General features: G+C 73.9%; 16 protein-coding genes. 10 read left to right on the forward strand and 6 right to left on the reverse strand.

What is annotated here, in order from left to right; translation table 11 throughout:
• Positions 1 to 4 precede the first annotated feature (4 nt).
• Entirely contained in the window at positions 5 to 835 is an 831-nt protein-coding gene (locus AFB00_RS03310; protein WP_068795984.1) for a (2Fe-2S)-binding protein, read from the reverse strand.
• Between the two features lie 663 nt (positions 836 to 1,498).
• On the opposite strand from AFB00_RS03310, the gene gltB reads away from it, so the two are divergent.
• Together gltB and AFB00_RS03320 are read left to right on the forward strand one after the other, a co-directional pair.
• On the forward strand, positions 1,499 to 6,046 hold the full coding sequence (gene gltB / locus AFB00_RS03315; protein WP_068795985.1) for a glutamate synthase large subunit: 4,548 nt from the start codon (positions 1,499 to 1,501) through the stop codon (positions 6,044 to 6,046).
• Between the two features lie 65 nt (positions 6,047 to 6,111).
• Positions 6,112 to 7,563 (forward strand): glutamate synthase subunit beta, encoded by a 1,452-nt coding sequence (locus AFB00_RS03320; RefSeq protein ID WP_068795986.1) that lies wholly within the window; start codon positions 6,112 to 6,114, stop codon positions 7,561 to 7,563.
• 65 nt (positions 7,564 to 7,628) lie between these two features.
• Here the strand turns inward: AFB00_RS03320 and AFB00_RS03325 are convergent, their stop codons facing one another.
• A complete protein-coding gene (locus tag AFB00_RS03325) occupies positions 7,629 to 7,883 on the reverse strand; it encodes a hypothetical protein (RefSeq protein WP_068795987.1) in 255 nt (84 codons plus the stop codon).
• Positions 7,884 to 8,182: 299 nt separating this feature from the next.
• Positions 8,183 to 8,389 carry a hypothetical protein gene (locus tag AFB00_RS03330; RefSeq protein ID WP_068795988.1) on the reverse strand — a complete coding sequence of 69 codons (207 nt, stop codon included), beginning with the start codon at positions 8,387 to 8,389 and terminating at the stop codon, positions 8,183 to 8,185.
• A gap of 567 nt (positions 8,390 to 8,956) precedes the next feature.
• Here AFB00_RS03330 and AFB00_RS03335 point away from each other — a divergent pair.
• Both AFB00_RS03335 and AFB00_RS03340 read left to right on the forward strand, forming a co-directional pair.
• On the forward strand, positions 8,957 to 9,355 hold the full coding sequence (locus AFB00_RS03335) for a DoxX family protein (protein WP_068795989.1): 399 nt from the start codon (positions 8,957 to 8,959) through the stop codon (positions 9,353 to 9,355).
• A gap of 100 nt (positions 9,356 to 9,455) precedes the next feature.
• Positions 9,456 to 10,382: a DUF2188 domain-containing protein gene (locus AFB00_RS03340; RefSeq protein WP_068795990.1), complete on the forward strand. Its 927-nt coding sequence runs from the start codon at positions 9,456 to 9,458 to the stop codon at positions 10,380 to 10,382.
• 39 nt (positions 10,383 to 10,421) lie between these two features.
• On the opposite strand, the gene AFB00_RS03345 is transcribed toward AFB00_RS03340, so the two are convergent.
• Positions 10,422 to 11,561 (reverse strand): PIN domain-containing protein, encoded by a 1,140-nt coding sequence (locus AFB00_RS03345; protein WP_068795991.1) that lies wholly within the window; start codon positions 11,559 to 11,561, stop codon positions 10,422 to 10,424.
• Positions 11,562 to 11,615: 54 nt separating this feature from the next.
• Here AFB00_RS03345 and AFB00_RS03350 point away from each other — a divergent pair, with 54 nt between their 5' ends.
• Positions 11,616 to 12,188, forward strand: a complete 573-nt coding sequence (locus AFB00_RS03350) for a maleylpyruvate isomerase N-terminal domain-containing protein (protein ID WP_068795992.1) — start codon at positions 11,616 to 11,618, stop codon at positions 12,186 to 12,188.
• Positions 12,189 to 12,198: 10 nt separating this feature from the next.
• Here AFB00_RS03350 and modA read toward each other — a convergent pair whose 3' ends face one another.
• A complete protein-coding gene (gene modA, locus AFB00_RS03355; RefSeq protein WP_083275228.1) occupies positions 12,199 to 13,005 on the reverse strand; it encodes a molybdate ABC transporter substrate-binding protein in 807 nt (268 codons plus the stop codon).
• A 314-nt stretch (positions 13,006 to 13,319) separates the two neighbouring features.
• Here modA and AFB00_RS03360 point away from each other — a divergent pair, with 314 nt between their 5' ends.
• Positions 13,320 to 17,426, forward strand: coding sequence for a bifunctional nitrate reductase/sulfite reductase flavoprotein subunit alpha (locus AFB00_RS03360; protein ID WP_083275229.1), 4,107 nt, complete (start codon positions 13,320 to 13,322; stop codon positions 17,424 to 17,426).
• Here AFB00_RS03360 and AFB00_RS03365 read toward each other — a convergent pair.
• Positions 17,420 to 18,373, reverse strand: coding sequence for a LysR family transcriptional regulator (locus AFB00_RS03365; RefSeq protein ID WP_068795993.1), 954 nt, complete (start codon positions 18,371 to 18,373; stop codon positions 17,420 to 17,422). The genes AFB00_RS03360 and AFB00_RS03365 overlap by 7 nt on opposite strands.
• A 134-nt stretch (positions 18,374 to 18,507) precedes the next feature.
• Between AFB00_RS03365 and fdnG the strand changes: the two genes are divergently transcribed.
• The 4 genes from fdnG (at position 18,508) to AFB00_RS03390 (ending at position 24,999) form a co-directional block, all read left to right on the forward strand.
• Positions 18,508 to 21,768 carry a formate dehydrogenase-N subunit alpha gene (gene fdnG / locus AFB00_RS03375; protein ID WP_231974201.1) on the forward strand — a complete coding sequence of 1,087 codons (3,261 nt, stop codon included), beginning with the start codon at positions 18,508 to 18,510 and terminating at the stop codon, positions 21,766 to 21,768.
• Positions 21,765 to 22,799, forward strand: coding sequence for a 4Fe-4S dicluster domain-containing protein (locus tag AFB00_RS03380; RefSeq protein ID WP_068795995.1), 1,035 nt, complete (start codon positions 21,765 to 21,767; stop codon positions 22,797 to 22,799). The genes fdnG and AFB00_RS03380 overlap by 4 nt, the downstream gene beginning before the upstream one ends.
• Before the next feature lie 68 nt (positions 22,800 to 22,867).
• Positions 22,868 to 23,884 carry an NrfD/PsrC family molybdoenzyme membrane anchor subunit gene (gene nrfD / locus AFB00_RS03385; protein ID WP_068799972.1) on the forward strand — a complete coding sequence of 339 codons (1,017 nt, stop codon included), beginning with the start codon at positions 22,868 to 22,870 and terminating at the stop codon, positions 23,882 to 23,884.
• Between the two features lie 95 nt (positions 23,885 to 23,979).
• Positions 23,980 to 24,999, forward strand: a complete 1,020-nt coding sequence (locus AFB00_RS03390; protein ID WP_083275231.1) for a LacI family DNA-binding transcriptional regulator — start codon at positions 23,980 to 23,982, stop codon at positions 24,997 to 24,999.
• Positions 25,000 to 25,003: the final 4 nt, after the last annotated feature.

Raw genomic sequence — 25,003 nt, forward strand, 5'->3', positions numbered from 1 at the left:
CCGGTCACGGGGCGAGAACACAGTCGCCGCACAGCCCCCCGCCGGGCACCCGCACGTAAAGGCAGCACGACCGGCGGCGGAAGGACCAGCCGGAGCCCGCGGCGCCGGTCCGACGCACCGCACCCGTCGCCCCCTCCGGGAGCGGCCCGCGCAGCGCGGGGTGCCCGACGAGCGCCGCCAGCAGCATCGGCGATCGCGACGATGCCGGGGACTCGGGGAGCGCGGACGGTCCCGCCTGGCCCGACCGTCGCGGTGGGCCGACCGTCCCGGGCCGTGCGGAGTCCTCCGGGCGCCGGGCCGACTCGACCAGCCGGGCCGCCCCGGCGATCGCCGAGACCGCGTTGCCCCGCAGCACCCGCTCCGACACCGACACCCGCGCACCGACGGCCGCGTACAGCGGGTCGAGGTGGGCGGCGAGCTCGCGGGCGAGCACGTCGGCGGCACCGGCCGGGTCCGCTCCCGGGTCCGGGGTCCCGACGGCGGCGGGCACGCCCGGCCACAGCGGGGCCCAGGGGTCCGCGGCCGACGGGTCCCGCACCAGGTCACGGAGCAGCGGCAGCACGCCGTGACACGCGACCGCGGCGAACGGCATCGACACCAGGCGGGCCGCGAGACCCTGCACCGCGATCGACGCCGCGATCCGGCGGTCGGTGTGCAGCGCCGCGGCCACCCCGTCGATCCGCTCGGACAGCGCGTCGGGACCGTCCGCCCGGGCCGGGCCGTACAGCGCGTCCCAGCGGACCGGCGTGCTCCCGGGCGGCACCGGGCCGACCGCGAACCACGGCCCGATCCGCCCGACGTCGGCCAGCACCCGCGCGACATCCCGGTCCCGCACCCGATCCGACCCCACCCGGCCACTCTCCCCCAGTCCCGCGCCCGCGGCCGTCCCGCTCACCGGACCGGCCCCCGCTCACCCGATCGAGTGAGCGGGACCACGGGCGGTGCGCGTCCTCGGGGCGGCACAGCACGGCGCAGGACGGCACAGGACGGCGCGGGGGCGTGCACGTTCGGTAACGGAAAGGGGTGCACGGGGCGATGGACGGGGCAGCGCGTCCCGGTGGACGGTCACACATCCCTCACCGTCCGGACACGGGACGGCAACGTCGTGCTGCTCGACTGACCAGCGATCCACATCACGGGACGAGCCGCCGGTCTTCTGTAGCGCGTGCGGGCGGCGGCATGCGACTCTGTGCACTCGCCAGACCGCACTCGCCGGGGTGTGCGGTCCAACCGTGCCGCAGTTCAGAACGGTCCGGGGGCTCACCAGCAGCGTCCGGCAGCCAGACACACCCGAAGGACAGATCTCCTGCGGGTCACCCACCCGGCGGCACGGCGCACCTGATCGGCCCACTTGGCACGTCTCCAGCCGGTGGCTCGCTGTACTCTGAGAACCCTTTTTCGGACTGCAGCGACCTGCCTGCTTCCGGGACGTCCGACTCGGGTCGCTTCCGGTGTACCGAGACGACAGGAGGAGCAGTTGGCCGCGATCAGTGACCAGATGCGTCGCCCCTCGCCCGGTGGTTTGTACGCCGCCGATCACGAGCACGACGCCTGCGGTGTGGCCATGTTGGCCGACGTCACCGGCAAGCGCGACCACGCCATCGTGCAGAAGGCCATCGAGGCCCTGCTGCGACTGGAGCACCGTGGTGCGCGCGGCGCCGAGCACAACACCGGTGACGGCGCCGGGATCCTCATCCAGGTCCCCGACGAGTTCTACCGCGAGGTCACCGACTTCGAGCTGCCCGCACCCGGCGCGTACGCCGTCGGGATCGCGATGCTGCCGCAGGACCCCGCGGCCGCCGAGCGCGCCGTCGAGGCCGTCACCGAGCTCGCCGCCGAGGAGAACCTCACGGTGCTCGGCTGGCGCGACCTGCCGACGGACCCGGACGCCGCGGACCTCGGCCCGACCGCGCTCGCCGCGATGCCGATCTTCCGGCAGCTGTTCGTCGGCGGTGCGGAGCTGGCCACCGGCGCCGACGCCCCGGCCGGGATCGACCTGGAGCGCCGGGCGTTCTGCCTGCGCAAGCGGATCGAGCACGGGTACGACACCTACTTCGCGTCGCTCTCCCCGCGCACCATCATCTACAAGGGCATGCTGGCCGAGCCCCAGGTCGCCGCGTTCTACCCGGACCTGACCGACCCCCGGGTCGTCTCGGCGCTGGCCATCGTGCACTCGCGGTTCTCGACCAACACCTTCCCGTCCTGGCCGCTGGCCCACCCGTTCCGCTACGTCGCGCACAACGGCGAGATCAACACGATGCGCGGGAACCGGAACTGGATGGCCGCCCGCGAGGCGATGCTGGAGTCCGCGAAGCTGCCGGGCGACCTGCAGCGCCTGACCCCGGTCATCACCCCGGACGCGTCGGACTCGGCGACCTTCGACGAGGTCCTGGAGCTGCTGCACCTGAGCGGCCGCAGCCTGCCGCACGCGGTGCTGATGATGATCCCGGAGGCCTGGGAGCACAACACCGAGATGGACCCCGCCCGGCGGGCGTTCTACGAGTACCACTCCACGCTGATGGAGCCGTGGGACGGGCCGGCGCTGGTCGCCTTCACCGACGGCACCCAGATCGGCGCCGTGCTCGACCGCAACGGCCTGCGCCCGGCCCGCTACTGGGTCACCGAGGACGGGCTGGTCGTGCTCGCCTCCGAGGTCGGCGTGCTCGACGTCGAGCCGGACAAGATCGTCCGCAAGGGCCGGCTCGAGCCGGGCCGCATGTTCCTCATCGACACCGAGCGCGGCGCGATCGTCGACGACGACGAGATCAAGGGCGAGCTTGCGCAGGGCAACCCGTACACCGAGTGGCTGCACGCCGGCCTGATCCGGCTCGAGGAGCTGCCCGACCGGCACCGCGAGACCCCGACCCACCAGGCGCTCACGCTGCGCCAGCAGGCGTCCGGGTACACCGAGGAGGAGCTCAACGTCGTGCTCCGCCCGATGGCGGTCACCGGCGCCGAGCCGATCGGCTCGATGGGCAACGACGCACCGCTGGCCGCGGTGGCCGAGCGCCCGCGGCAGCTCTACGACTACTTCATCCAGCTGTTCGCGCAGGTCACGAACCCGCCGCTGGACGCGATCCGCGAGGAGCTCGTCACCTCGCTGTTCAGCCAGCTGGGCCCGGAGCAGAACCTGCTCGACGCGACCCCGGCGCACTGCCGGACGATCGTCGTGCCGTTCCCGGTGCTGACCAACGACGATCTCGCGAAGATCATCGGAATCAACGACGACCGGGAGTACCCGGGCTTCGCCTCGCACGTCGTGCAGGGCACGTTCCTCGCGCGCGACGGCGGCAAGGGACTGCTGTCCCGGCTCGCCGAGATCAAGCAGGAGGTGTCGCGCGCGATCGAGGGCGGCGCCCGGCTGATCGTGCTGTCCCAGCGGGGCGTCGACGCCGAGCACGCCCAGATCCCGTCCCTGCTCCTCACCGGTGCGGTGCATCACCACCTGGTGCGCGAGCGGTCCCGGACCCGGGTCGGGCTGGTCGTGGAGTCGGCGGACGCCCGCGAGACCCACCACATCGCGCTGCTGCTCGGCTACGGCGCCTCCGCGGTGAACCCGTACCTGGCGATGGCCACCGTCGAGGACCTCGCCGAGCGCGGCGACGTCCCCGGAGTCGACGGCCGGACCGCGGCGAAGAACCTGGTCAAGGCGCTCGGCAAGGGCGTCCGCAAGACCATGTCCAAGATGGGCGTCTCGACGGTCGCGTCCTACACCGGCGCGCAGATCTTCGAGGCCGTCGGCCTGGGCCCCGACGTCGTCGACTCCTGCTTCACCGGCACCACCTCCCGGATCGGCGGCGTCGGGTTCGACGTCCTCGCCGAGGAGGTCCTCGCCCACCACCGGCGGGCCTACCCCTCCGACGACGTCCGTGCCTCGCACCGGGCGCTCGCGGTCGGCGGCGAGTACCAGTGGCGCCGCGAGGGCGAGCTGCACCTGTTCAACCCGCAGACCGTCTTCAAGCTGCAGCACTCGACCCGCTCCGGGCAGTACGACGTCTTCAAGCAGTACACGAAGGCCGTCGACGACCAGGCCCGCAAGCTGATGACGCTGCGCGGACTGTTCGGGTTCCGGGAGGGGCTGCGCGCCCCGGTGGCGATCGACGAGGTCGAGTCGGTCGAGTCGATCATGACCCGGTTCGCCACCGGCGCGATCTCCTACGGCTCCATCTCCCAGGAGATGCACGAGACCCTGGCGATCGCCATGAACCGGATCGGCGGCCGGTCCAACACCGGTGAGGGCGGCGAGGACCCGGACCGCTTCACCACCGACCCGAACGGCGACTCCCGGCGCAGCGCGGTCAAGCAGGCCGCGTCCGGCCGGTTCGGCGTGACGTCGGAGTACCTGGTCAACGCCGACGACATCCAGATCAAGATCGCCCAGGGCGCCAAGCCCGGCGAGGGCGGCCAGCTGCCGGGCAGCAAGGTCTACCCGTGGATCGCCTCGACCCGGTACTCGACGCCGGGCGTCGGCCTCATCTCGCCGCCGCCGCACCACGACATCTACTCCATCGAGGACATCAAGCAGCTCATCCACGACCTGAAGAACGCCAACCCGGACGCCCGCATCCACGTGAAGCTGGTGTCCCAGGTCGGCGTCGGGACCGTGGCGGCCGGCGTCTCCAAGGCGCACTCCGACGTCGTGCTCATCTCCGGGCACGACGGCGGCACCGGTGCCTCCCCGCTGTCGTCGATCAAGCACGCGGGTGGCCCCTGGGAGCTCGGCCTGGCCGAGACCCAGCAGACGCTGATGGCCAACGGCCTGCGCGACCGGATCACGGTGCAGGCCGACGGCCAGCTCAAGACCGGTCGTGACGTCGTCATCGCGGCGCTGCTGGGCGCCGAGGAGTACGGCTTCGCGACCGCTCCGCTGGTCGTGTCCGGCTGCATCATGATGCGGGTCTGTCACCTCGACACCTGCCCGGTGGGCGTGGCGACGCAGAACCCGGAGCTGCGCAAGAAGTTCGACGGCAAGGCCGAGTACGTCGTCAACTTCATGCGGTTCGTCGCGGAGGAGGTGCGGGAGTACCTGGCGCAGCTGGGCTTCCGCTCGCTCGACGAGGCGATCGGCCGGGCCGACGTGCTCGACGTCGACTCCGCCGCCCAGCACTGGAAGTCCAGGCACCTCGACCTGAGCCCGATCTTCGAGGTCGTCGGCGGCGGGGACACCACCAGCCCGCGCAAGCGGACCCGCGGCCAGGACCACGGCCTGGACAAGGCGCTGGACAACACCATGATCCAGCTCGCCGAGGGCGCACTGCGCCACGGCGACCAGGTCACCCTGGACCTGCCGGTCCGCAACGTGAACCGCACCGTCGGCACCATGCTCGGCTCCCAGCTGACCAGGGCGCACGGCGGCAAGGGCCTGCCCGACGACACGATCGACGTCACGCTCACCGGCGCGGCCGGCCAGAGCTTCGGTGCGTTCGTGCCGAAGGGCATTACGCTGCGGCTCGTCGGCGACACCAACGACTACTTCGGCAAGGGCCTCTCCGGTGGCCGGCTCACCCTGCGGCCGGACCCGTCGGCGCCGTTCGCGGCCGCGGACAACGTCATCGCCGGCAACGTGATCGGCTACGGCGCGACCTCGGGCGAGATGTACATCAGCGGTGTCGTCGGCGAGCGGTTCTGCGTCCGGAACTCCGGTGCGGTCGCCGTCGTCGAGGGCGTCGGGGACCACGGCTGCGAGTACATGACCGGCGGTCAGGTGGTCGTGCTCGGCCGGACCGGGCGCAACTTCGCGGCGGGCATGTCCGGCGGCGTCGCCTACGTGCTGGACCTGAACCGCAACCGGGTCAACCCGGAGATGGTCGACATCGACCCGCTCGGCGAGGAGGACCGTGCGGTCCTGCGGGAGCGGATCGAACGGCACCACGCCGAGACCGGCTCCGCGGTCGCGCACGCCCTGTTGCTGGACTGGGAGTCCGCGCTGGAGCGCTTCGGCAAGGTCATGCCCAAGGACTACAAGCGCGTGCTGCTGGCGACGGAGAACGCCCAGCGCGAGGGGCGCGACGTCAACCAGGCGATCATGGAGGCCTCCCATGGCTGACCACGCCCGCCGCGACGCCGGCGACCCGAACCACGCAACTGCGACTTTCTCTGGGGAGGCTGCTCATGGGTGACCCGAAGGGCTTCATGACGACCCGCCGGGAGACCCCGACCCGTCGGCCGGTGGACCTGCGGCTGATGGACTGGCGCGAGGTCTACGAGGACTTCCCGAGCCAGACGCTGGAGAAGCAGGCCGGGCGCTGCATGAACTGCGGCATCCCGTTCTGTCACCAGGGCTGCCCGCTCGGGAACCTCATCCCCGAGTGGAACGACCTCGTCTACCGCAAGGACTGGCGCGAGGCGACCGAGCGGCTGCACGCCACGAACAACTTCCCGGAGTTCACCGGGACGCTGTGCCCCGCCCCGTGCGAGGCGGCGTGCGTGCTCGGCATCAACGACGACGCCGTCACCATCAAGCAGGTCGAGATCGAGATCATCGACCGGGCCTGGGACGAGGGCTGGGTGACGCCGCAGCCGGCGGCGACGAAGACCGGGCGGAAGGTGGCCGTCGTGGGGTCCGGGCCGGCCGGGCTGGCCGCCGCCCAGCAGCTCACCCGGGCCGGGCACGACGTCGTCGTGTTCGAGCGGGCGGACCGCATCGGCGGGCTGCTGCGCTACGGCATCCCCGAGTTCAAGATGGAGAAGTCGCGGCTGGACCGGCGGCTGGAGCAGATGGTCGCCGAGGGCACCCACTTCCGGGCCTCGGTCGACGTCGGCACCGACATCACCGTCGAGCAGCTCCGGGCCGACTACGACGCGGTCGTCCTGGCCGGCGGCGCGACGGCGTGGCGGGACATCCCCGCCGACGGCCGCGACGCCGAGGGCGTCTACCAGGCGATGGAGTTCCTGCCGTGGGCCAACCACGTGCAGCAGGGCGACCTGGACGCCCCGCCGGTCTCCGCCGAGGGCAAGGACGTCGTGATCATCGGCGGCGGTGACACCGGCGCCGACTGCCTGGGCACCTCGCACCGCCAGGGCGCGCGCTCGGTGACCCAGCTGGAGATCATGCCGACGCCTCCGGAGCACCGGACCGACGGCATGCCCTGGCCCACCTACCCGATGGTCTACCGGGTGTCCTCGGCGCACGAGGAGGGTGGCGAGCGGCTGTTCTCGGTCAACACCACCGAGTTCGTGAAGGACGCCGACGGAAGGCTGGCCGGCATCCGGATCTGCGAGGTCACCCGCGGCGAGAAGGGCTTCGATCCGGTCGCGGGCACCGAGCAGGAGCTCCCCGCCCAGCTGGTGCTGCTGGCGATGGGCTTCGTCGGCCCGGAGAAGGGCCGGCTGCTCGACGACCTGGACGTCGATCTCGACGACCGCGGCAACGTCGCGCGCGACGACAGCTACATGTCCTCGGCGGACGGCGTGTTCGTCGCCGGCGACATGGGCCGCGGCCAGTCGCTGATCGTGTGGGCCATCTCCGAGGGCCGCTCGGCGGCCGCCGGGGTGGACGCGTACCTGACCGGCCGGACCGTGCTGCCCCGGCCGATCGACCCGACGGACCGCCAGATCGCCTGAACACCGTCTCCGTGCGAAGGGGCCCCGGTCGCGTGCGACCGGGGCCCCCTTCGCACGTGCCCGGCTCAGTCGATGCGTTCCAGCTCGTAGGCGTCGTCGCCGATCCAGATGCGCAGGCCCTCGGCGTCGTCGGTGATGTAACCGTCCTCCTCCTCGCCGAGCTCCCGGATCGCGCCCAGCGCACGACGCCCGAACTCGACGGTGCCGTTCCCGGCGTCCACCGGCCGGTACTCCCTGGCCAGCAGCGCGGTGCGGCACTCCCGCGCCAGCCACGCCGCGTTCCGCTCCCCCACCTGCGCCCGCCACCGTTCGTCCCGCACGGACCGAGTATGGCCCGACACGCTCCGTCCGTCGTGGCTGATCGACCGGCGATCGCACTGAACCGATCCGGCCACGCCACCCGTCGTGATCACGACTCCGCCCGTCGCAGTCACGACGCCGCTCGCGGTCGCGGGCGACACAGCGGCCGTCTGCACCACAACTCAGACCGGTCTCGTGCGTTGAACCGGGCGACCGGCATCCGCAGAACCGGGAGCCCCTGTAGATGCCGGGCACCATCGGGACACCGGGTATCGCGACTCCGTCGCGGTCCCGGTGCCCGGTGGTGTATCCGCCCCGCTCAGCGGTCGGCGAGTACCGGTTCCGCCGGTCGGGCAGCCCGCCGGCGCACCGCGAGGGCGCGGTTCGCCACCCAGAACAGTCCCGTGGTGGCCAGGGCCATGCCGGTGCCGGCGAGGACGCACAGCAACGGATCGCCCCCGGTCAGCGGGCCCAGGGCGATGCCGATCACGAGCATGTAGCAGCCCCACAGGAGCGAGCTCAGCACGGACCCGGCCAGGAACCGGCCGCAGGCCCACCCCGAGCCGCCCGGCCGCTGCGCAGCTCGCCAGCCGGCCGCCGGGCAGGAAGCGCGCCGCCGCGAGCACCGTCACCGGCCGCCGCCCGAGCTGCGAGCGGGCCCACCGGACGGCCGGGCCGTCCGCGGTCGCGGCGCGCGGGAGCAGGCGGTGCGAGCCGCGGCCGAGCGTGTGCACCGCGAGGTCACCGGCGATCGAGCCCAGCACGGCGGCGAGGAAGAGCCCGAGGACGGTCGTCGTGCTGCCGGAGACGACGGCCGAGGCCGTCGCAGTCATCAGCAGGGTCTCGCTCGGCAGCATCGGCACCGGGCCGTCCACCGCGACCATCAGCGTGAGCACGGGGAGCAGCCAGACGCTGTGCAGTACCGCCGTGACCAGCTCCACCCGGTGCCTCCCCCTCGGTGCCCACCGGCGAGCCTCGCAGACGCGGGGCCGGCGGGTAACGGGGGTATCCCCCGATGAGTTCCCGGCACCGGCCCGGTCGATACCGGTACCCGCCCGGGAAACACCGCGGCGGCCTATCCCGGAGGTTGGTCATGTCGGTCCACAGCGGTACCCGCTCGTCGCTCTCCCCCGCAGCCCACCGTGCGCTGTGGGTGCTGCAGATCCTGCTCGCGGTGTTCATGGTGCTCGCGTCCGCGGCGCCCAAACTCGTCGGGGAGGCCACCGCGGTCCAGATCTTCGCCGAGATCGGGGTCGGCCAGTGGCTGCGCTACGTCATCGGCGTCCTGGAGCTCGCCGGTGGAGTCGGCATGTTGACCAGGCGGTTCTCCGGTCCCGCCGCCGTGGGGCTGGCACTGCTGATGGTCGGCGCCGCGCTCACCCAGCTGTTCGTGCTGGACGGCGGACTGCTGGCGCTGACGCCGGTGGTGCTCGGGCTGCTGTGCGCCGTGGTGGCCGCCGGTCGCCGGGAGACCCTGACCACAGCCCGCTGACCTGCGTTTACCCGCCGTCGATCCGGGGAACGACTCGCAGGACACCGGCGCCGGACGCCCGGCGCCGCACCGGAGTCCCGCACAAGGGGAGGAACCCGCCATGGCCGACCGCCATGTGAAGCCGGTCGACGACGGCTGGACCGTCGAGAAGGACAACGCCCGGCGCCCCAGCGCCCGCGCCGCCACCCAGGCCGAGGCCGTCTCCCGCGCCGTGGAGATCATCGCCAACACCGGCGGGGGCACCCTCGTCGTGCACGGAACCGACGGATCGGTCCGCGAGCGTCGCGCCGTCGAGTCCGGATCGGACCAGACGACCGGCACGGCCGTCCGGGCGACCGCCTCGGCCACCGGCACCGCCGCCGCCGACACCGCCGCGAAGGCCGCCGACAGCGGTGGCCGCACCGCCAGGGCGGTCGGCTCCGACACCGCGACGACGGCGAAGAAGGTCGCCGGGGAGACCCGCGCCGGAGCCTCCGCCGTCGGTGACACGGCCAGGGCCGGTGCCGGGCAGGTCGCCACCGAGGCGAAGAAGGCCGCGCGGTCGGGTGGCGAGTCGGCCCGCAGGTCGGGCAAGGCCGCCGGCGACGCCGGCCGGGCCGCGGCGGACGCGGCGCGCGCCACCGCCGAGCAGGTGGCCGGTACCGCGGCGAGCACCGGCCGTCAGGTCGCGGGTGAGGTGTCGGCCTCGGCCGCACGGTCGGCCGCCACGGTGCGGTCGGCCGCCGACTCCGGTGCCGAGTCCGCCGTCCGCAGCGCGGACCGGGCGGCCCGGGTCGGCGAGCGCGTCGAGGACGACCTCGACGACACCGGCGCCCGGCTGGCCCGCCAGCTGCACGAGAACGGCGAGCGGGCCGCGGCCCGGCTCGACGAGTTCGCCGCACGGGTCTACCGCCCGCTGAACCCGATCCGCTTCGGCAGCCGGGTCGCGGCGGGTGCGGTCGCGACCGCGTTCGGCGTCACCGGCGCCGTCACCGCCCGCGCCGGGAAGCTGTTCCAGCGCGGGACCCGCCGGGCCACCGGCCGCTGAACCCGTCCCGGCCCGTCCGGGAGACCGGGCGGGCCGGGTTCAGCTCACCGGGTCGATGACGTAGTCGCCGGCGTCGTCGCGCCACTCCATGCGGATCAGGTCCCGTGCCCGGGCCGCCTTGGCGAACGACAGGAAGCTGCCGTAGCCGTAGCGCTTCTCCGAGAAGTCCGGGACCCGCTTGCGGAGCTGGTCCTTGAGCCCGGACAGCTGGGGCGGTCCGTGCGCTGCGGTCAGGTCGCGCACCACGCCCACCAGCAGCGCGAACGCGTCGTGGTCGGCGTCCGGGTCGTCCGGGACGGCGATCTCCGGGTCACCCTGCGCCGAACCGGGGGTCAGTGTGATCGCGCCCTGGGTCTCCAGGTGCCGCAGCAGCTCCCCGAACCCGCGGAACCCGTGGTCGGCCTCGTCGAACGTCGGGTCCTTGCGCAGGATCGCCCGCTTCAGCCGGGAGGCGAGCACCGGCCCGTCGGCCTGCCGGGCCAGTCCGGTCAGAGTGCTGACGACGAGCCCGGCGACGTCGCGCTCCTCGGCCCCGGTCGTCGCGGTCTCCTCCGTGACACCGGAGAAGACCAGCCCGAACGGATCGGGTTCCGGGGTGGGCTCGGGAGCGGCCGGCTCCGAGGTCACCGGCGCGGGCGCCGGGGCGGGCCGGTGCGCACCGCCCCGCCGGCGCCGGGACGGCAGCGGCTCGCGGCTGGGCTCCAGCCCGGGCAGCCGGTCGTAGAAGATGAACTCGTCGCAGGCCGGCGGCAGCAGCGCGGAGGTCGAGGACTGCACGCCGATCCCGATCACCCGCTTGTCCAGCTCGCGCAGCTTGTGCATCAGCGGGGTGAAGTCGGAGTCGCCGGTCGCGATCGCGAAGGTCGTGACGAACTCGCGCTCGTAGGCCAGCTCGATCGCGTCGACGGCCAGCTTGATGTCGGCGGCGTTCTTGCGCGATCCGCCGATCCGCTGCGGGATCTCGATGAGTTCGACCTGGGCGCGGGCCATCAGCCACCGGTCCTCGTCGAACGCCGACCAGTCGGCGTACGCGCGGCGCACCACCACCCGGCCGCGCTCGGCGAGCGCGTCGGCGACCGGCCCGAAGTCGAAGGGGACGACACCGAGGCCGTCCCGCGCCCCGATCGCGAGGTTCTCGTAGTCGAGCAGCAGGGCGATGCGTTCGTCCTCGTGGGCCACCGCGGAAGCCTAATCCCGGTGCCCCGTCCCGGGCCGTCCGGGACACTGCGCGTCATGCGTGCGGAGGACGTGGAGCAGGCGACCGGGGTCATGACGGAGGTGCTGCGCGGCCGGGCGGACGCGGACTGGTCGGCGCCCGCCGGGCCGCTCACCTGGTCCTGCCGGGACACCGCCGTGCACGTGGCCGACGACCTGTTCGGCTACGCCGCGCAGGTCGCGGTCGCGCCGCCGGGCGACTACCCGCCGTTCGAGATCACCGTGCCCGCCGGCGAACCGTCCGACCGGATACTGCTCGTGGTCGAGACCGGCGGCGCGATGCTCGCCGCGGCGCTGCGGACCGCACCGCCCGGCGTCCGGGGCTGGCACCCCTACGGCGACTCCGACGCGAGCGGCTTCGCCGCGATGGGGGTGACCGAGATCCTGGTGCACACCCACGACATCACCCGTGGGCTGGGCGTGGACTGGGAGCTCCCGGCCGCGCCGTGCCGCGCGGTGCTGCACCGGCTGTGGCCGGGCACCGATCCGGGGCCGGACCCGGCCTCGACGCTGTTGCACCGGACCGGCCGGGCGGCGCTGGGTGCCGTCCCGCCGCCGTCGAGCTGGCGGTGGGACGGCACCCCGCACTGACCGCCCCGGGTCAGGGGGTACCGAAACCGGCCGCCACGAGGACCTGCCTGCCCTGGTCACCGGTCACGAACTGCACCCACTTCTGGGCCAGCTCGGCGTTCTGGCTGTTCTTCAGCACCGTGATCGGGTAGTCGTTCACCGCCCCGGACGCCTGCGGGAAGTCGACGCCCTCGGCCTTGCCCTCCGACGCCGTGACGTCGGTCTTGTAGACCAGCCCGGCGTCGGCGTTGCCGGTCGTCACCTTCTGCAGCACCGCCTTGACGTCCTGCTCCTCCGAGACCGGCGTGATGTCGGCCCCGGCGGCCTGCTCGACCTTCTCGGTCGCGGAGCCGCACGGCACCTGCGGGGCGCAGACCACGGTCCGCAGGTCGGGCTTCGTGAGGTCCTGCAGCGACGCGACCTGCTTCGGGTTCTGCGGCGCGACGGCGATCTGCAGCGTGTTCGTCGCGAAGACGACCGGCTCACCCTGCTGGTTGCCGGCGTCGGTCACCTTCGTCATGTTGTTCTCGTCCGCCGAGGCGAACACGTCCGCCGGGGCGCCCTGGTTGATCTGCTGGGCCAGCGTCGAGGAACCGGCGAAGTTGAAGGTGACGTCGGAGCCGGGGTTCGCGGCCTCGAACTGCTTCTCCAGCTCGGAGAAGGTGCCGGTGAGCGAGGCGGCCGCGAACACCGTCAGCGTGCCGCCCTGGGCGGGCGCCGGGGCGGCGTCGCCCCCGGCCCCGCCTCCGGCGTCGCCCCCGCCGCACCCGGCCAGCGCGGCCAGGGCGGTCGCGGCCACCACCGCGGCGGCGGCGCGGGGGATCGATCGGTTCTTCACGTGGGCCCTCCCGGGTTGCTGGCGACGGCGTGCGTCGACGTCCGTGCCGCGGGCTCCCCGGTGTCCGCCGGGGAGCGGCCGGAGATCCGGATGTGCGGCACGGTCGGGATGATAGGGACGCACGGGCCGCTCCGCCACGGCCGTCGGGCCGCATCTGCCGTTCCCCGCACGGCCCCGCACAGCGCACCGGGCCCCGCTGTGAGGCACCCGTAACGACGTGGTGACGCCAGGTCACGGCGGCATAACGCCCGCGCCGTACCGTAACCACGGGTCCGGGCCGGGCCCGGAACGGGCGACGGAGGCGGCAGCGCACGGTGACGACGACAGCGGACCCGGCAGCGGCGGACACGGCGGACCCGGCGGGCACGACCACGGCGCGTACCGCCTGCACCTACTGCGGGGTCGGGTGCGGGATCCTGCTGCAGATCGGCACCGGACCCGGCGGCGCGCGGCAGGTGACCCGGGCCGCCGGGGACCCGGACCATCCCGCGAACGCCGGACGGCTGTGCACCAAGGGCGCCACCAGCGCCGAGCTGTTCCGCGCCCCCGGGCGGCTGGACACCGCGCTGGTCCGGCCCGGACGTGGTGCGGAGCCGGTGCGGACGCCGGTCGACGAGGCGATCACGGCCACGGCCCGCGGGCTGCGCGCGGTGCTGGACGAGCACGGCCCGGACGCGATCGCCCTCTACGTGTCCGGGCAGATGAGCATCGAGGCGCAGTACCTCGCCACCAAGCTGGCCAAGGGGTTCCTGGGCGGCAACCAGATCGAGTCGAACTCACGCCTGTGCATGGCCGGAGCGGCCACCGGCTACACGCTGTCCCTCGGCGCGGACGGCCCGCCCGGTTCCTACGCCGACCTCGACCGGGCGGACGTGCTGTTCGTGATCGGCTCGAACATGGCCGACTGCCATCCGGTGCTGTTCCTGCGGATGATGGAGCGGGTCGCGGCCGGGGCGACGCTGATCGTGGTCGATCCCCGGCGGACGGCGACGGCCGACAAGGCCGACCTGTTCCTGCAGATCGCGCCCGGCACCGACCTCGCGCTGCTGAACGGGCTGCTGCACCTGCTGCACGCCGGCGGGTACGTGGACACGGCGTTCGTGGAGGAGTTCACCGAGGGCTGGGCGGACATGCCGGCCTTCCTGGCCGACTACCCGCCCGACGCCGTCGCCGCCGTCACCGGGATCGCCGAGGCCGACCTGCGCCGGGCCGCCGAGCTGATCGGCACCGCGGAGAACTGGACGAGCTGCTGGACGATGGGGCTCAACCAGAGCACCCACGGGACCTGGAACACCAACGCCCTGGTCAACCTGCACCTGGCGACGGGCGCGATCTGCCGCCCCGGCAGCGGGCCGTTCTCCCTCACCGGCCAGCCGAACGCGATGGGCGGGCGCGAGGTCGGCTACATGGGTCCCGGCCTGCCCGGGCAGCGGTCGGTGCGCTCCGCCGCCGACCGGGCGTTCGTCGAGCAGCAGTGGGGCGTCCCGGCCGGCACGCTCCGCGAGGAGACCGGGCGCGGTGCGGTCGACCTGTTCTCCCGGATGGCCGACGGCGAGGTGAAGGCCTGCTGGATCATCTGCACCAACCCGGTGGCGTCGGTCCCGAACCGCCGGACGGTCCTCGACGGGCTGGCCGCCGCCGAGCTCGTCGTGACCCAGGACGTCGTCGCCGACACCGAGACCAACGCCCACGCCGACATCGTGCTCCCGGCGACGATGTGGGCCGAGGCCGACGGCGTCATGGTCAACTCCGAGCGCGACCTGACCCTGGTGCCCGGGGTCGCCGACCCGCCGGGCGATGCGCTGCCGGACTGGGAGCTGATCGCCAGGATCGCCTGCGAGATGGGTTTCGGGCACGCCTTCGGCTACACCGGCGCGGCCGAGGTGTTCGACGAGATCCGCCGCTTCCACAACCCGAGGACCGGCTGGGACCTGCGCGGGGTCGACCACGCCCGGCTCCGCGACTCCCCCGTGCAGTGGCCGGCCCCGCCCGGCGCCGAGGACCGCAACGCCGTCCGCTACCGCAACGACGGCCGCAGCCAGGCGCTCGGTGTCCGGCCGGACGGCACGGTCCCGCGGCTGTGGTTCCCCCGGCCCGGCGGCCGGGCGCTGTTCCTGCCCCGGCCGCACCTGCCCGCCGCGGAACTGCCCGACGACGACCACCCGTTCCTGCTGAACACCGGCCGCGTCCAGCACCAGTGGCACACCATGACCAAGACCGGCACCGTCGCCGCGCTGAACCGGCTGGACCCCGGGCCGTTCGTGGAGATCCATCCCGATGACGCCGCCCGGCTCGCGGTCGGCGCCGGCGACGACCTGGAGCTGGTGTCCCGGCGCGGGCGTGCGGTGCTCCCGGCCCGGGTCTCCGACCGGGTCCGCCCGGGCAGCCTGTTCGCCCCGTTCCACTGGAACGACCGCTACGGCGCGGACCTGGCGGTGAACGCGGTGACCAACGACGCCGTCGATCCGCTGTCCTTCCAGCCCGAGTTCAAGGTGTGCGCGGTGGCGGTCACCGCGGTGCCGCGGGCACCGGAGCCGGACGCCGGACCGTTCGGCGTGGCCGGCGAGCCCGACCCGGAGCTGACCGGCACGCAGCGCCGTTACCTCGCAGGCTTCCTGCGCGGGCTGGACGCGGCGCCGCCGGACGGGACGGTCCCGGTGCTGCCCCCGGGCGCCCCGTTCGCGCCGGAGCACGCGACCTGGGTGGACGGGGTGCTGGCCGGGATGTTCTCCCGGGCGTCCCCGGCCGCCGTGGCGACTGCCGCCGCCGGGCCGGACGGGGGCTCCCGCCCGGTCGTCGTGCTGTGGGCGTCGCAGACCGGGACCGCCGAGGACGTCGCGACCGGGGCCCTGGTGCGCCGTCTCGCCGGGATCGGGGTCCGGCCGGCCGTGCTGGGGATGGACCGCGCCGACCCGGCGACGCTGCCCGCCGGCGCGGACCTGCTCGTCGTCACCAGCACGTTCGGCGACGGCGACGCCCCGGACAACGGCGCGGCGTTCTGGACGGCGCTGACCGGCGCCGGCCCCGGCGCGCTCGCCGGGCGGCGCTTCGCCGTGCTCGCGCTCGGTGATCCCGGCTACGCCGAGTTCTGCGGGCACGGCCGCCGCCTCGACGCCCGGCTCGCCGAGCTGGGGGCCGAGCGGCTGCTCGACCGGGTGGACTGCGGGCCCGACGTCGCCGGGCCGGCCACGGAGTGGCTGGAGGCGGTCGCCGCGGTGCTCACCACCGACCCGCCGGACTCCGCGGGGCCGGGTGCCGTCCCGGACGCCGGACCGGGCACCGGCGCCGCGGACCCGGGAGCAGCGGCGACGCCGGCTGGTACGCCCCGGGACGCGCCGCTCGTCGGCAACCGGCTGCTCAGCGGGCCCGGCGCGGCCAAGGAGGTCCGCGAGTTCGTCCTCGACATGGACGGGACCGGGCTGCGCTACGAGACCGGTGACGCGCTGGAGGTGACCGCGCGCAACGCCGACGCCCTGGTCGAGGAGTGGCTGTCGGCCACCGGGCTGGACGGGCGCGCCGAGGTCGAGATCGCCGGGTCCGCCGTGCCGCTCGGGCGCGCGCTGCGCGAGCGGCTGGACATCACGCGGGCGGCCCCGGCGCTGCTGCACTTCGTCGCCGAGCGGTCCGGCGACGCGCGGCTGGGCGCCCTGCTGCGGCCGGGCAACCGCGGTGAGCTGGACCGGTGGTCCTGGGGCCGCCAGGCCGTCGACGTCGTCGGCGGGTCCGGGGTGCGGGCCACCGCGCAGGAGTGGGTGGACCTGCTCGGGCCGCTGCGCCCGCGGCGGTACTCGATCTCGTCGAGCCCGCTGGAGCGGCCCGCCACCGCGTCGCTGACCGTGTCCGTGGTCCGCTTCACCGGCCCGCGCGGGACGCCGCGGGCCGGGGTGTGCTCGGCCGGTCTCGCCGACGCCCCGGCCGGGAGCCCGGTGCCGGTCGCCGTCCGGTCCGCCCCGCACTTCCGCCCGCCCGCCGCGGGCGTCCCGATGATCATGATCGGGCCGGGGACCGGGATCGCGCCGTTCCTCGGCTTCCTGCAGGAGCGCCGGGCCCGCGGCGACCGGGCTCCGAGCTGGCTGTTCTTCGGTGAGCGGCACCGGGCGACCGGCTTCTACCACCGCGACGAGCTGGACGGGTTCCGCCGCGACGGCGTCCTCACCGACCTGGACCTGGCGTTCTCCCGGGACCAGCGGGCCACGGTGTACGTCCAGGACCGGATGCTCGGTCACGGCGCGAAGCTGTGGTCCTGGCTGCGCGACGGCGCGCACCTCTACGTGTGCGGCGACGCGGCGCGGATGGCCCGCGACGTCGACCGGGCGCTGCGCACCGTCGTCGCCCGGCACGGCGGGTTCACCGCGGAGGAGGCGGACGCGCAGGTGGCCGCGCTGGCCGCCGACCGACGCTACGTCCGCGACGTCTACTGATCCCGCGGGCCGCCGGGGCCGCCGTCGCCCGGGGAGCCGGCACGTTCCAGCTCCGCGGCGACGTCGGCGGCCGCGACGGCGTCCCGGAAGGCGAGGGCGACGTGCGAGGCCGGGCCGCGGTCACCGAGCCGGAGCCCGACGGTCGGCCGCGGCCCCTCCCCCACGACCGGCAGCGCCCGCATCCCCGGCGGCACCCCGAACGCCCGCAGCCAGGTGTGCGCGATGACCGCCGACCACCGGCCGGTGGCGAGGTGCGCGTACAGCGCGGCGACGGTGTCGGTCTCCACCACGATCCGCGGACGGCCACCGGCGGCGCGGACGGCGTCGTCGAGGATCTGCCGGTTCTGCATGCCCTGGACCAGCGCACACAGCTCCACCTCCCCGACGTCGGCCCAGCCCACCGTCTCCCGGTCGGCCGCCGTCGGACCGGGGGTCACCAGCAGGTAGCGCTCCCGGTAGAGCGGCAGCGTGGTGTCGCCGGGCTCGTCCGGCTCCAGGTAGGTCAGCCCGGCGTCGAGCTCGAACTCGGCGAGCCTGCGGTCGATCTCCCGGGAGGGCAGGACCTCGATCCGGGAACCGGCCCGCGGATGCGCCCGGATCCAGGCGGTGGTCAGCGCCGGGGTCGCCGGGACCGCGGTCGGGATCGCCCCGATCCGGACCATCGCGGACAGGCCGTCGCGCATCCGGTCGAGGTCGGTGTGCAGCGCGTCCCGCTCGGCGAGGATGCGGTGCGCCCAGCCGACCACCCGTTGCCCCTCCGGGGTGAATCCCTCGAACCGGCGGCCGCGCAGCACGATCGTGACGTCCAGCTGCCGTTCGAGGGTCTGCAGCGCCGTCGACAACGTCGACTGGCTGGCGTGACAGGCCGCGGCGGCCCGGCCGAAGTGCTGTTCCCTGGCCAGGGCCACCAGGTACTCGAGCTGTCGCAGCTGCACGTCACCGGCCACGGGACGAGCTTAGGCGCCGATCGGGGATGATCGGCGCCGTCGATCACGACTCCGGAGTTGCCGATCGCCCGAGCGGGTCCGGGCCACGGCGCCTAGGTTGTGTGAGAAGGCGATCGCACCGGATCGGAGTGGACGTGGACGTCGTGGGGTGGCTGGGCTCCTGGCCCGTCTTCCAGCAGCTGACCGGTCGCGACCGGCTCGGCCGGGGCGCCGCGGCGCAGTCCGGGAAGTCCGAGGGGCTGCGCGCCCGGACCGCGACCGCCGACCGCTGGGCCGGCTCGGTCTGCCCGTACTGCGCGGTGGGCTGCGGGCAGCGGGTCTACGTGAAGGACGAGAAGGTCGTCCAGATCGAGGGCGACCCGGACTCGCCGATCTCCCGCGGCCGGCTGTGCCCGAAGGGCTCGGCCAGCACCCAGCTCGTCACCGGCCCGCAGCGGCTGGAGAAGGTCCGCTACCGCGCGCCCTACGCCACCGAGTGGACCGACCTGGACCTGTCCACCGCGATGGGGATGATCGCCGACCGGGTCGTGGACGCCCGCCGCCGTGGCTGGCAGGACGCCGACGACCAGGGCCGCCCGCTGAACCGGACGATGGGCATCGCCGCACTCGGCGGCGCCGCGCTGGACAACGAGGAGAACTACCTCCTCAAGAAGGTCTTCACCTCGTGGGGCGCGGTGCAGATCGAGAACCAGGCGCGTATTTGACACTCCGCCACGGTTCCCGGTCTGGGAACCTCGTTCGGTCGGGGCGGCGCGACCAACCACCAGCAGAGCCTGGCGGACGCCGACTGCATCATCATCATGGGCTCGAACATGGCCGAGGCGCACCCGGTCGGGTTCCAGTGGGTGATGGAGGCCAAGGCCCGGGGCACCCGGGTGATCCACATCGACCCGCGGTTCACCCGGACCAGCGCGGTCGCGGACACCTACGTGCGGTTGCGCGCGGGCAGTGACATCGCGTTCCTCGGCGGGGTCGTGCGCCACGTCCTGGAGAACGACCTCGCGTTCCGGGAGTACGTGGCGGCCTACACCAACGCGTCGTTCGTGCTGGGCGAGGACTACGTCGACGCCGAGGACAACGACGGCGTCTTCTCCGGCTACGACCCGGAGTCCGCGACCTACGACACGAGCAGCTGGCGGTTCGAGACCGGTGCCGACGGCGCGCCCGTGAGCGACCCGACGCTGGAGCACCCGCGCAGCGTGTTCCAGGTGCTGCGCCGGCACTTCGCCCGCTACACCCCGGAGACGGTGCAGGAGGTCTGCGGCGTGTCCCCGGAGCAGTTCCGGGACGTCTGCGAGGCCTGGACGTCGAACTCCGGGCGGGACCGGACGACGTCGCTGGTCTACAGCGTCGGCTGGACCCAGCACTCGGTCGGTGCGCAGTACATCCGCTGCGGGGCGATCCTGCAGCTGCTGCTGGGCAACGTCGGACGCCCCGGCGGCGGGATCTTCGCGCTGCGCGGGCACGCCTCCATCCAGGGCTCGACCGACATCCCGACCCTGTTCAACCTGCTGCCCGGCTACCTGCCGATGCCCGCCGTCGGCCAGGCCGACACCGCCACCTACATCGAGGCGGTGCGCACGAAGGGCCACAAGGGCTTCGGCTGGAACAGCGACGCCTACATGGTGTCGATGCTCAAGGAGTGGTTCGGTGACGCCGCGACGCCGGAGAACGACTTCGGGTACGGCTGGCTGCCGCGCATCGACGGCGACCACGGCACCTACCGCACCGTCATGGACATGATCGACGGCCGGGTGTTCGGGTACTTCGTGCTCGGACAGAACCCGGCGGTCGGCTCCGCGCACGGCAAGATGCAGCGGCTCGGGATGGCCAACCTGGAGTGGATGGTCGTCCGCGACCTCGTCGACATCGAGACGGCGAGCTTCTGGAAGGACTCGCCGGAGATCGAGACCGGCGAGATCGTGCCCGAGCAGTGCCGCACCGAGGTGTTCCTGCTGCCCGCGGCCTCGCACGTGGAGAAGGACGGCACGTTCACCCAGACCCAGCGGATGGTGCAGTGGCGGACCAAGGCCGTCGAGCCCTCCGGTGACCGGCGCTCGGACCTGTGGTTCGCCTACCACCTCGGCCGGCTGGTGCGCGAGCGCCTGGCGGACTCGACCGACCCACGCGACCTGCCGGTGCAGAAGCTGGCCTGGGACTACGAGCTCGAGGGCCACGACGAGTGGGCCGAGCCGTCGCCGGACGACGTCCTGCGCCGGATCAACGGCTACGACCTGTCCACCGGTGAGCTGCTCGACGGGTTCGCCCAGCTCAAGGCGGACGGCAGTACGTCCTCCGGCTGCTGGATCTACAGCGGGGTGTACGCCGGCGGGGTCAACCGGGCCGCGCGGCGCGAACGCCCGGCGGACCCGGACGTCGCCCCCGAGTGGGGCTGGACCTGGCCGATGAACCGCCGGGTCATCTACAACCGGGCCTCGGCCGACCCGCAGGGCCGGCCGTGGAGCGAGCGGAAGAAGCTGCTCTGGTGGGACGCGGACGCGGGCCGCTGGACCGGCGACGACGTCCCGGACTTCGTCGCGACCACCCCGCCCGGGCACGATCCGGGCCCGGACGCCGTCGGCCCGGCCGCACTCGCCGGTGACGACGCCTTCGTGATGCAGCCCGACGGCAAGGCGTGGCTGTTCGCGCCGACCGGTGTCGCCGACGGCCCGCTGCCGACGCACTACGAGCCGCACGAGTCCCCGATCCGCAACCAGCTCTACCGCCAGCAGTCCAACCCGACGCGCAAGGTGTTCGGGCGCAAGGACAACCCGTCGAACCCGGCGGCCGGGGAGAAGGGCTCGGAGGTCTTCCCGTTCGTCCTGACGACGTCGCGACTGACCGAGCACCACACCGCCGGGGCGATGAGCCGCCAGCTGCCGTTCCTCGCCGAGCTGCAGCCGGAGCTGTTCGTCGAGGTGTCCCCGGAGCTGGCCCGGCAGCGGGACCTGGAGCACATGGGCACCGCACACGTGGTGACCAGCCGGTCCGCGGTGCAGGCGCGGGTGATGGTCACCGACCGGATGGCGCCACTGCGGGTCGGCGGCACGACGGTGCACCAGGTCTGGATGCCCTACCACTGGGGCTCCACCGGCCTGGTCCGCGGCGACGTGGTCAACGACCTGTTCGGCGTGGTCCAGGACCCGAACGTCTTCATCCAGGAGACCAAGGTCATCACCTGCGACGTCCGGCCCGGCCCGCGCCCGCGCGGGCCGGAGCTGACCGCCCTGCTGGAGGAGGTCCGCTCGCTGGCCGGCATCACCCCCGCCACCAACACCGAACTGCTGCACGACGACGGCGTCCCGCACGTCGACCCGACCGCCCGCCCCGACGACCGTCCGCCCGGTGTCCCGGGCATCGGCGTCCCGGCGGAGAACCCGCTGGAGACCCCGTGACCGAGCGGAACAGCTTCTACGGCCCGCTGGACGACGTGACCGGTGACGCCGGGTACGACCCGGAGCACCCGCCGCGGATGGGCTTCTTCACCGACACCTCGGTGTGCATCGGCTGCAAGGCCTGCGAGGTCGCCTGCAAGCAGTGGAACTCGGTGCCCGACGACGGGTTCGACCTGCTCGGGATGTCCTTCGACAACACCGGGTCGCTCGGCGCCGACACCTGGCGCCACGTCGCGTTCATCGAGCAGCCGCGCCGGTCCGGCTGCCAGGACACCGGCCTGGACGCCGCGCCGGTCGGTGCCACCGCGACCGGTGTCATGCAGGCCTCGGTCGCCGAGGGCCTCGCCGCCTCCCCGGAGCGCGGTGGTGAGCTGGGATCGATGCCGCGCCGGGACGGGGCGGAACCGCTGGGGATGCCGTCGTTCTCCAGACCCGGCGACGGGACCGGCGCCGAGGTCCGCACCGACTTCCGCTGGCTGATGGCCTCGGACGTGTGCAAGCACTGCACGCACGCCGGCTGCCTGGACGTCTGCCCGACCGGCGCGTTGTTCCGCACCGAGTTCGGCACCGTCGTCGTGCAGCAGGACATCTGCAACGGCTGCGGCTACTGCGTCTCGGGCTGCCCGTACGGCGTGATCGACCGCCGGGTCGGCGACGGCCGGGCCCAGAAGTGCACGCTGTGCTACGACCGTCTGCACGACGGCCAGGAGCCGGCCTGCGCGAAGGCCTGCCCCACCGACTCCATCCAGTTCGGCGTGCTCGACGAGCTGCGCGAGCGGGCCGACGCCCGGCTGGAGCAGCTGCACGGCCTCGGCGTCGGTGAGGCCCGGCTCTACGGCCGCGACCCGGACGACGGCGTCGGCGGCGACGGCGCGTTCTTCCTGCTCCTCGACGAACCCGAGGTCTACGGTCTGCCGCCGGACCCGGTCGTCCCGACCCGCGACGCCGGTGCCATGTGGCGCCAGGCCGGGCTGGCCGCCGGTGCGTTCCTGCTCGCCGGGATCGCCTCGTTCCTGGGAAGGTCCCGATGAGCCACGACGCCGCCCCCGAGTCGGGGCTGCCCGCCACGACCGGCCCGGGGTCCGCCCGCGACGCCGAGATGTTCCAGGGCGGCCGGCGCCGGCGCCGGCGGGGCGGGGGTGGCGGCCGCGGCGAGCAGTCGATGGTCCCCGAGGCCGAGTTCTCCTCGTACTACGGCCGCGCCGTGCTCAAGCCGCCGGTGTGGGAGCACAAGATCGCCTACTACCTGTTCTGCGGCGGGCTCGCGGCCGGGACCGCGGTGGTGGGCGCGGGCGCCGACCTGACCGGGCGGCCCGCGCTGCGCCGCGCGAGCCGGGCCGGTGCGCTCGGCGGGCTGGTGGCGAGCACCTACTTCCTGGTCTCGGACCTGGGCCGCCCGGAGCGGTTCCACCACATGCTGCGGGTCGCCAAGCCGACGTCCCCGATGAGCGTCGGCACCTGGATCCTCGCCGTGTTCGGCCCGGCCGCCGGTCTGGCCGGCGCCGCCGAGGTGATCCCGGCGCTCCCGCCGCGGCTGCGCCGCTCCTGGCCGGTCCGGCTGATGGGCGCGCTCGCCCGGCCCGCGGGGCTCGGCGCCGCCGTGACCGCTCCCGCCCTGTGCACCTACACGGCGGTGCTGTTCTCCCACACCGCCGTCCCCGGCTGGAACGAGGTGCGCGACGAGCTGCCGTTCGTCTTCGCCGGTTCGGCGGCGGCCAGCGGCGGCGGTTTCGGCATGCTGACGACGCCGGTCCGTGAGGCCGGACCGGCCCGGGCCTTCGCGGTGCTCGGGGCCGCCGGTGAGCTGGTCGCGGGCAAGATCATGGAACGCCGGATGGGCATCATCCGCGAGGCCTACGAGCACGGACACGCCGGGAAGCTCCGCAAGGGCTCGGAGGCCGCCACACTCGCCGGGCTGGCGGGAACGCTGCTCCTCGGGCGGCGGTCCCGGGCCGGGGCCGCGGTGTCCGGGCTGGCGCTGCTGGCCGGGAGCCTGCTGCAGCGGCTCAGTGTGTTCGAGGCGGGCGTGGAGACGACGAAGGACCCGCGCTACGTCGTCGTCCCGCAGCGGGAGCGGCTCGAGGAGCGGCGCCGGGCCGAGGCCGCGGGGAGCTGACCCGGCTCGTCGCCCCGCGGTGTGCCCCCGGTGGCCTAGCCTGACCGGAGGGGGACGGCCGCGGATCATCGTGCGGCCGGGAGGGGGCGGGGCCGATGACGAGCAGGATCGTGCGTGGCCCGTCCATGGTCGACGTCGCCCGGCTCGCGGGGGTGTCGCACCAGACCGTGTCGCGCGTCCTCAACGACCACCCGAACGTCCGTGCCGGCACCCGCACCCGGGTCCGGTCGGCGATCGCGGAGCTCGGCTACCGGCCCAACCGGGCGGCACGCACGCTGGTCACCGGCCGTGACAGGACGATCGGGGTCGTCGCGCCGAGGTCCACTGAGTTCGGTCCGGTGTCGCTGCTCGCCGCTTTCGAGGATCATCTCGCCGAGGCCGGCTTCGACGTCACCGTGGTGCGGGCGCACGAGCGGGACGACGCCTCGGTGGGGGCCGGGATCGGGCGGCTGCTGGACTCGCAGGTGGCCGGCATCCTCGTCATCGCCCCACTGGTGTCGACCGCCGTGCCGGCGGACGAGGTCACCGCCGACGTCCCGCTCGTGGTGGTCGGCGGCGATCCCGCCCGCCCGCAGCTCCGGTCCTCGGTCGACCAGTTCGAAGGCGGCCGGCTCGCGACCGCACACCTGCTCGGCCTCGGCCACCGCACGGTGTGGCACGTCGGCGGGCCCGCCGAGTACCACGACGCGGCGCAGCGGGCCGAGGGCTGGCGAGCGGCGCTACACGCCGCCGGGTCCGAGATCCCACCGGTGGTTCCCGGGGACTGGAGCGCCGGCGCCGGGCACGTGGCCGGTCACTTGCTGGCCCGGATGCCGGAGGTCACCGCGGTGTTCGCCGCTAACGACGCCCTAGCCACCGGACTGCTGCACGCCTTCCACGAACTCGGCCGAGCAGTGCCGGGCGAGGTGAGTGTCGTCGGTTTCGACGACGCCCCGTCCTCGGCGCACCTCATCCCACCGCTGACCACGGTCCGGCCGGACTTCGGGGCCGTGGCCGGTGAGGTTCTCGATCTGCTGCTGAGCGACCTGCACCAGCGTGGGCGGGGGACCACCGAGGATCGCCGTGTCGCCCCGGTGCTCGTGCCCCGTTCTACTACGGCGCCACCGCAGCGTTAGCCGC

Origin of the sequence: Pseudonocardia sp. HH130630-07, from assembly GCF_001698125.1 — a bacterium.
Classification (GTDB): domain Bacteria; phylum Actinomycetota; class Actinomycetes; order Mycobacteriales; family Pseudonocardiaceae; genus Pseudonocardia.

Excerpts from the sequence above, each read along its gene's own strand:
- gltB (WP_068795985.1), top strand. The coding sequence starts at position 1,499 with ATGCGTCGCCCCTCGCCCGGTGGTTTGTACGCCGCCGATCACGAGCAC.
- AFB00_RS03320 (WP_068795986.1), top strand. The coding sequence starts at position 6,112 with ATGGGTGACCCGAAGGGCTTCATGACGACCCGCCGGGAGACCCCGACC.
- AFB00_RS03335 (WP_068795989.1), top strand. The coding sequence starts at position 8,957 with ATGTCGGTCCACAGCGGTACCCGCTCGTCGCTCTCCCCCGCAGCCCAC.
- AFB00_RS03340 (WP_068795990.1), top strand. The coding sequence starts at position 9,456 with ATGGCCGACCGCCATGTGAAGCCGGTCGACGACGGCTGGACCGTCGAG.
- AFB00_RS03350 (WP_068795992.1), top strand. The coding sequence starts at position 11,616 with ATGCGTGCGGAGGACGTGGAGCAGGCGACCGGGGTCATGACGGAGGTG.
- nrfD (WP_068799972.1), top strand. The coding sequence starts at position 22,868 with ATGTTCCAGGGCGGCCGGCGCCGGCGCCGGCGGGGCGGGGGTGGCGGC.
- AFB00_RS03390 (WP_083275231.1), top strand. The coding sequence starts at position 23,980 with ATGACGAGCAGGATCGTGCGTGGCCCGTCCATGGTCGACGTCGCCCGG.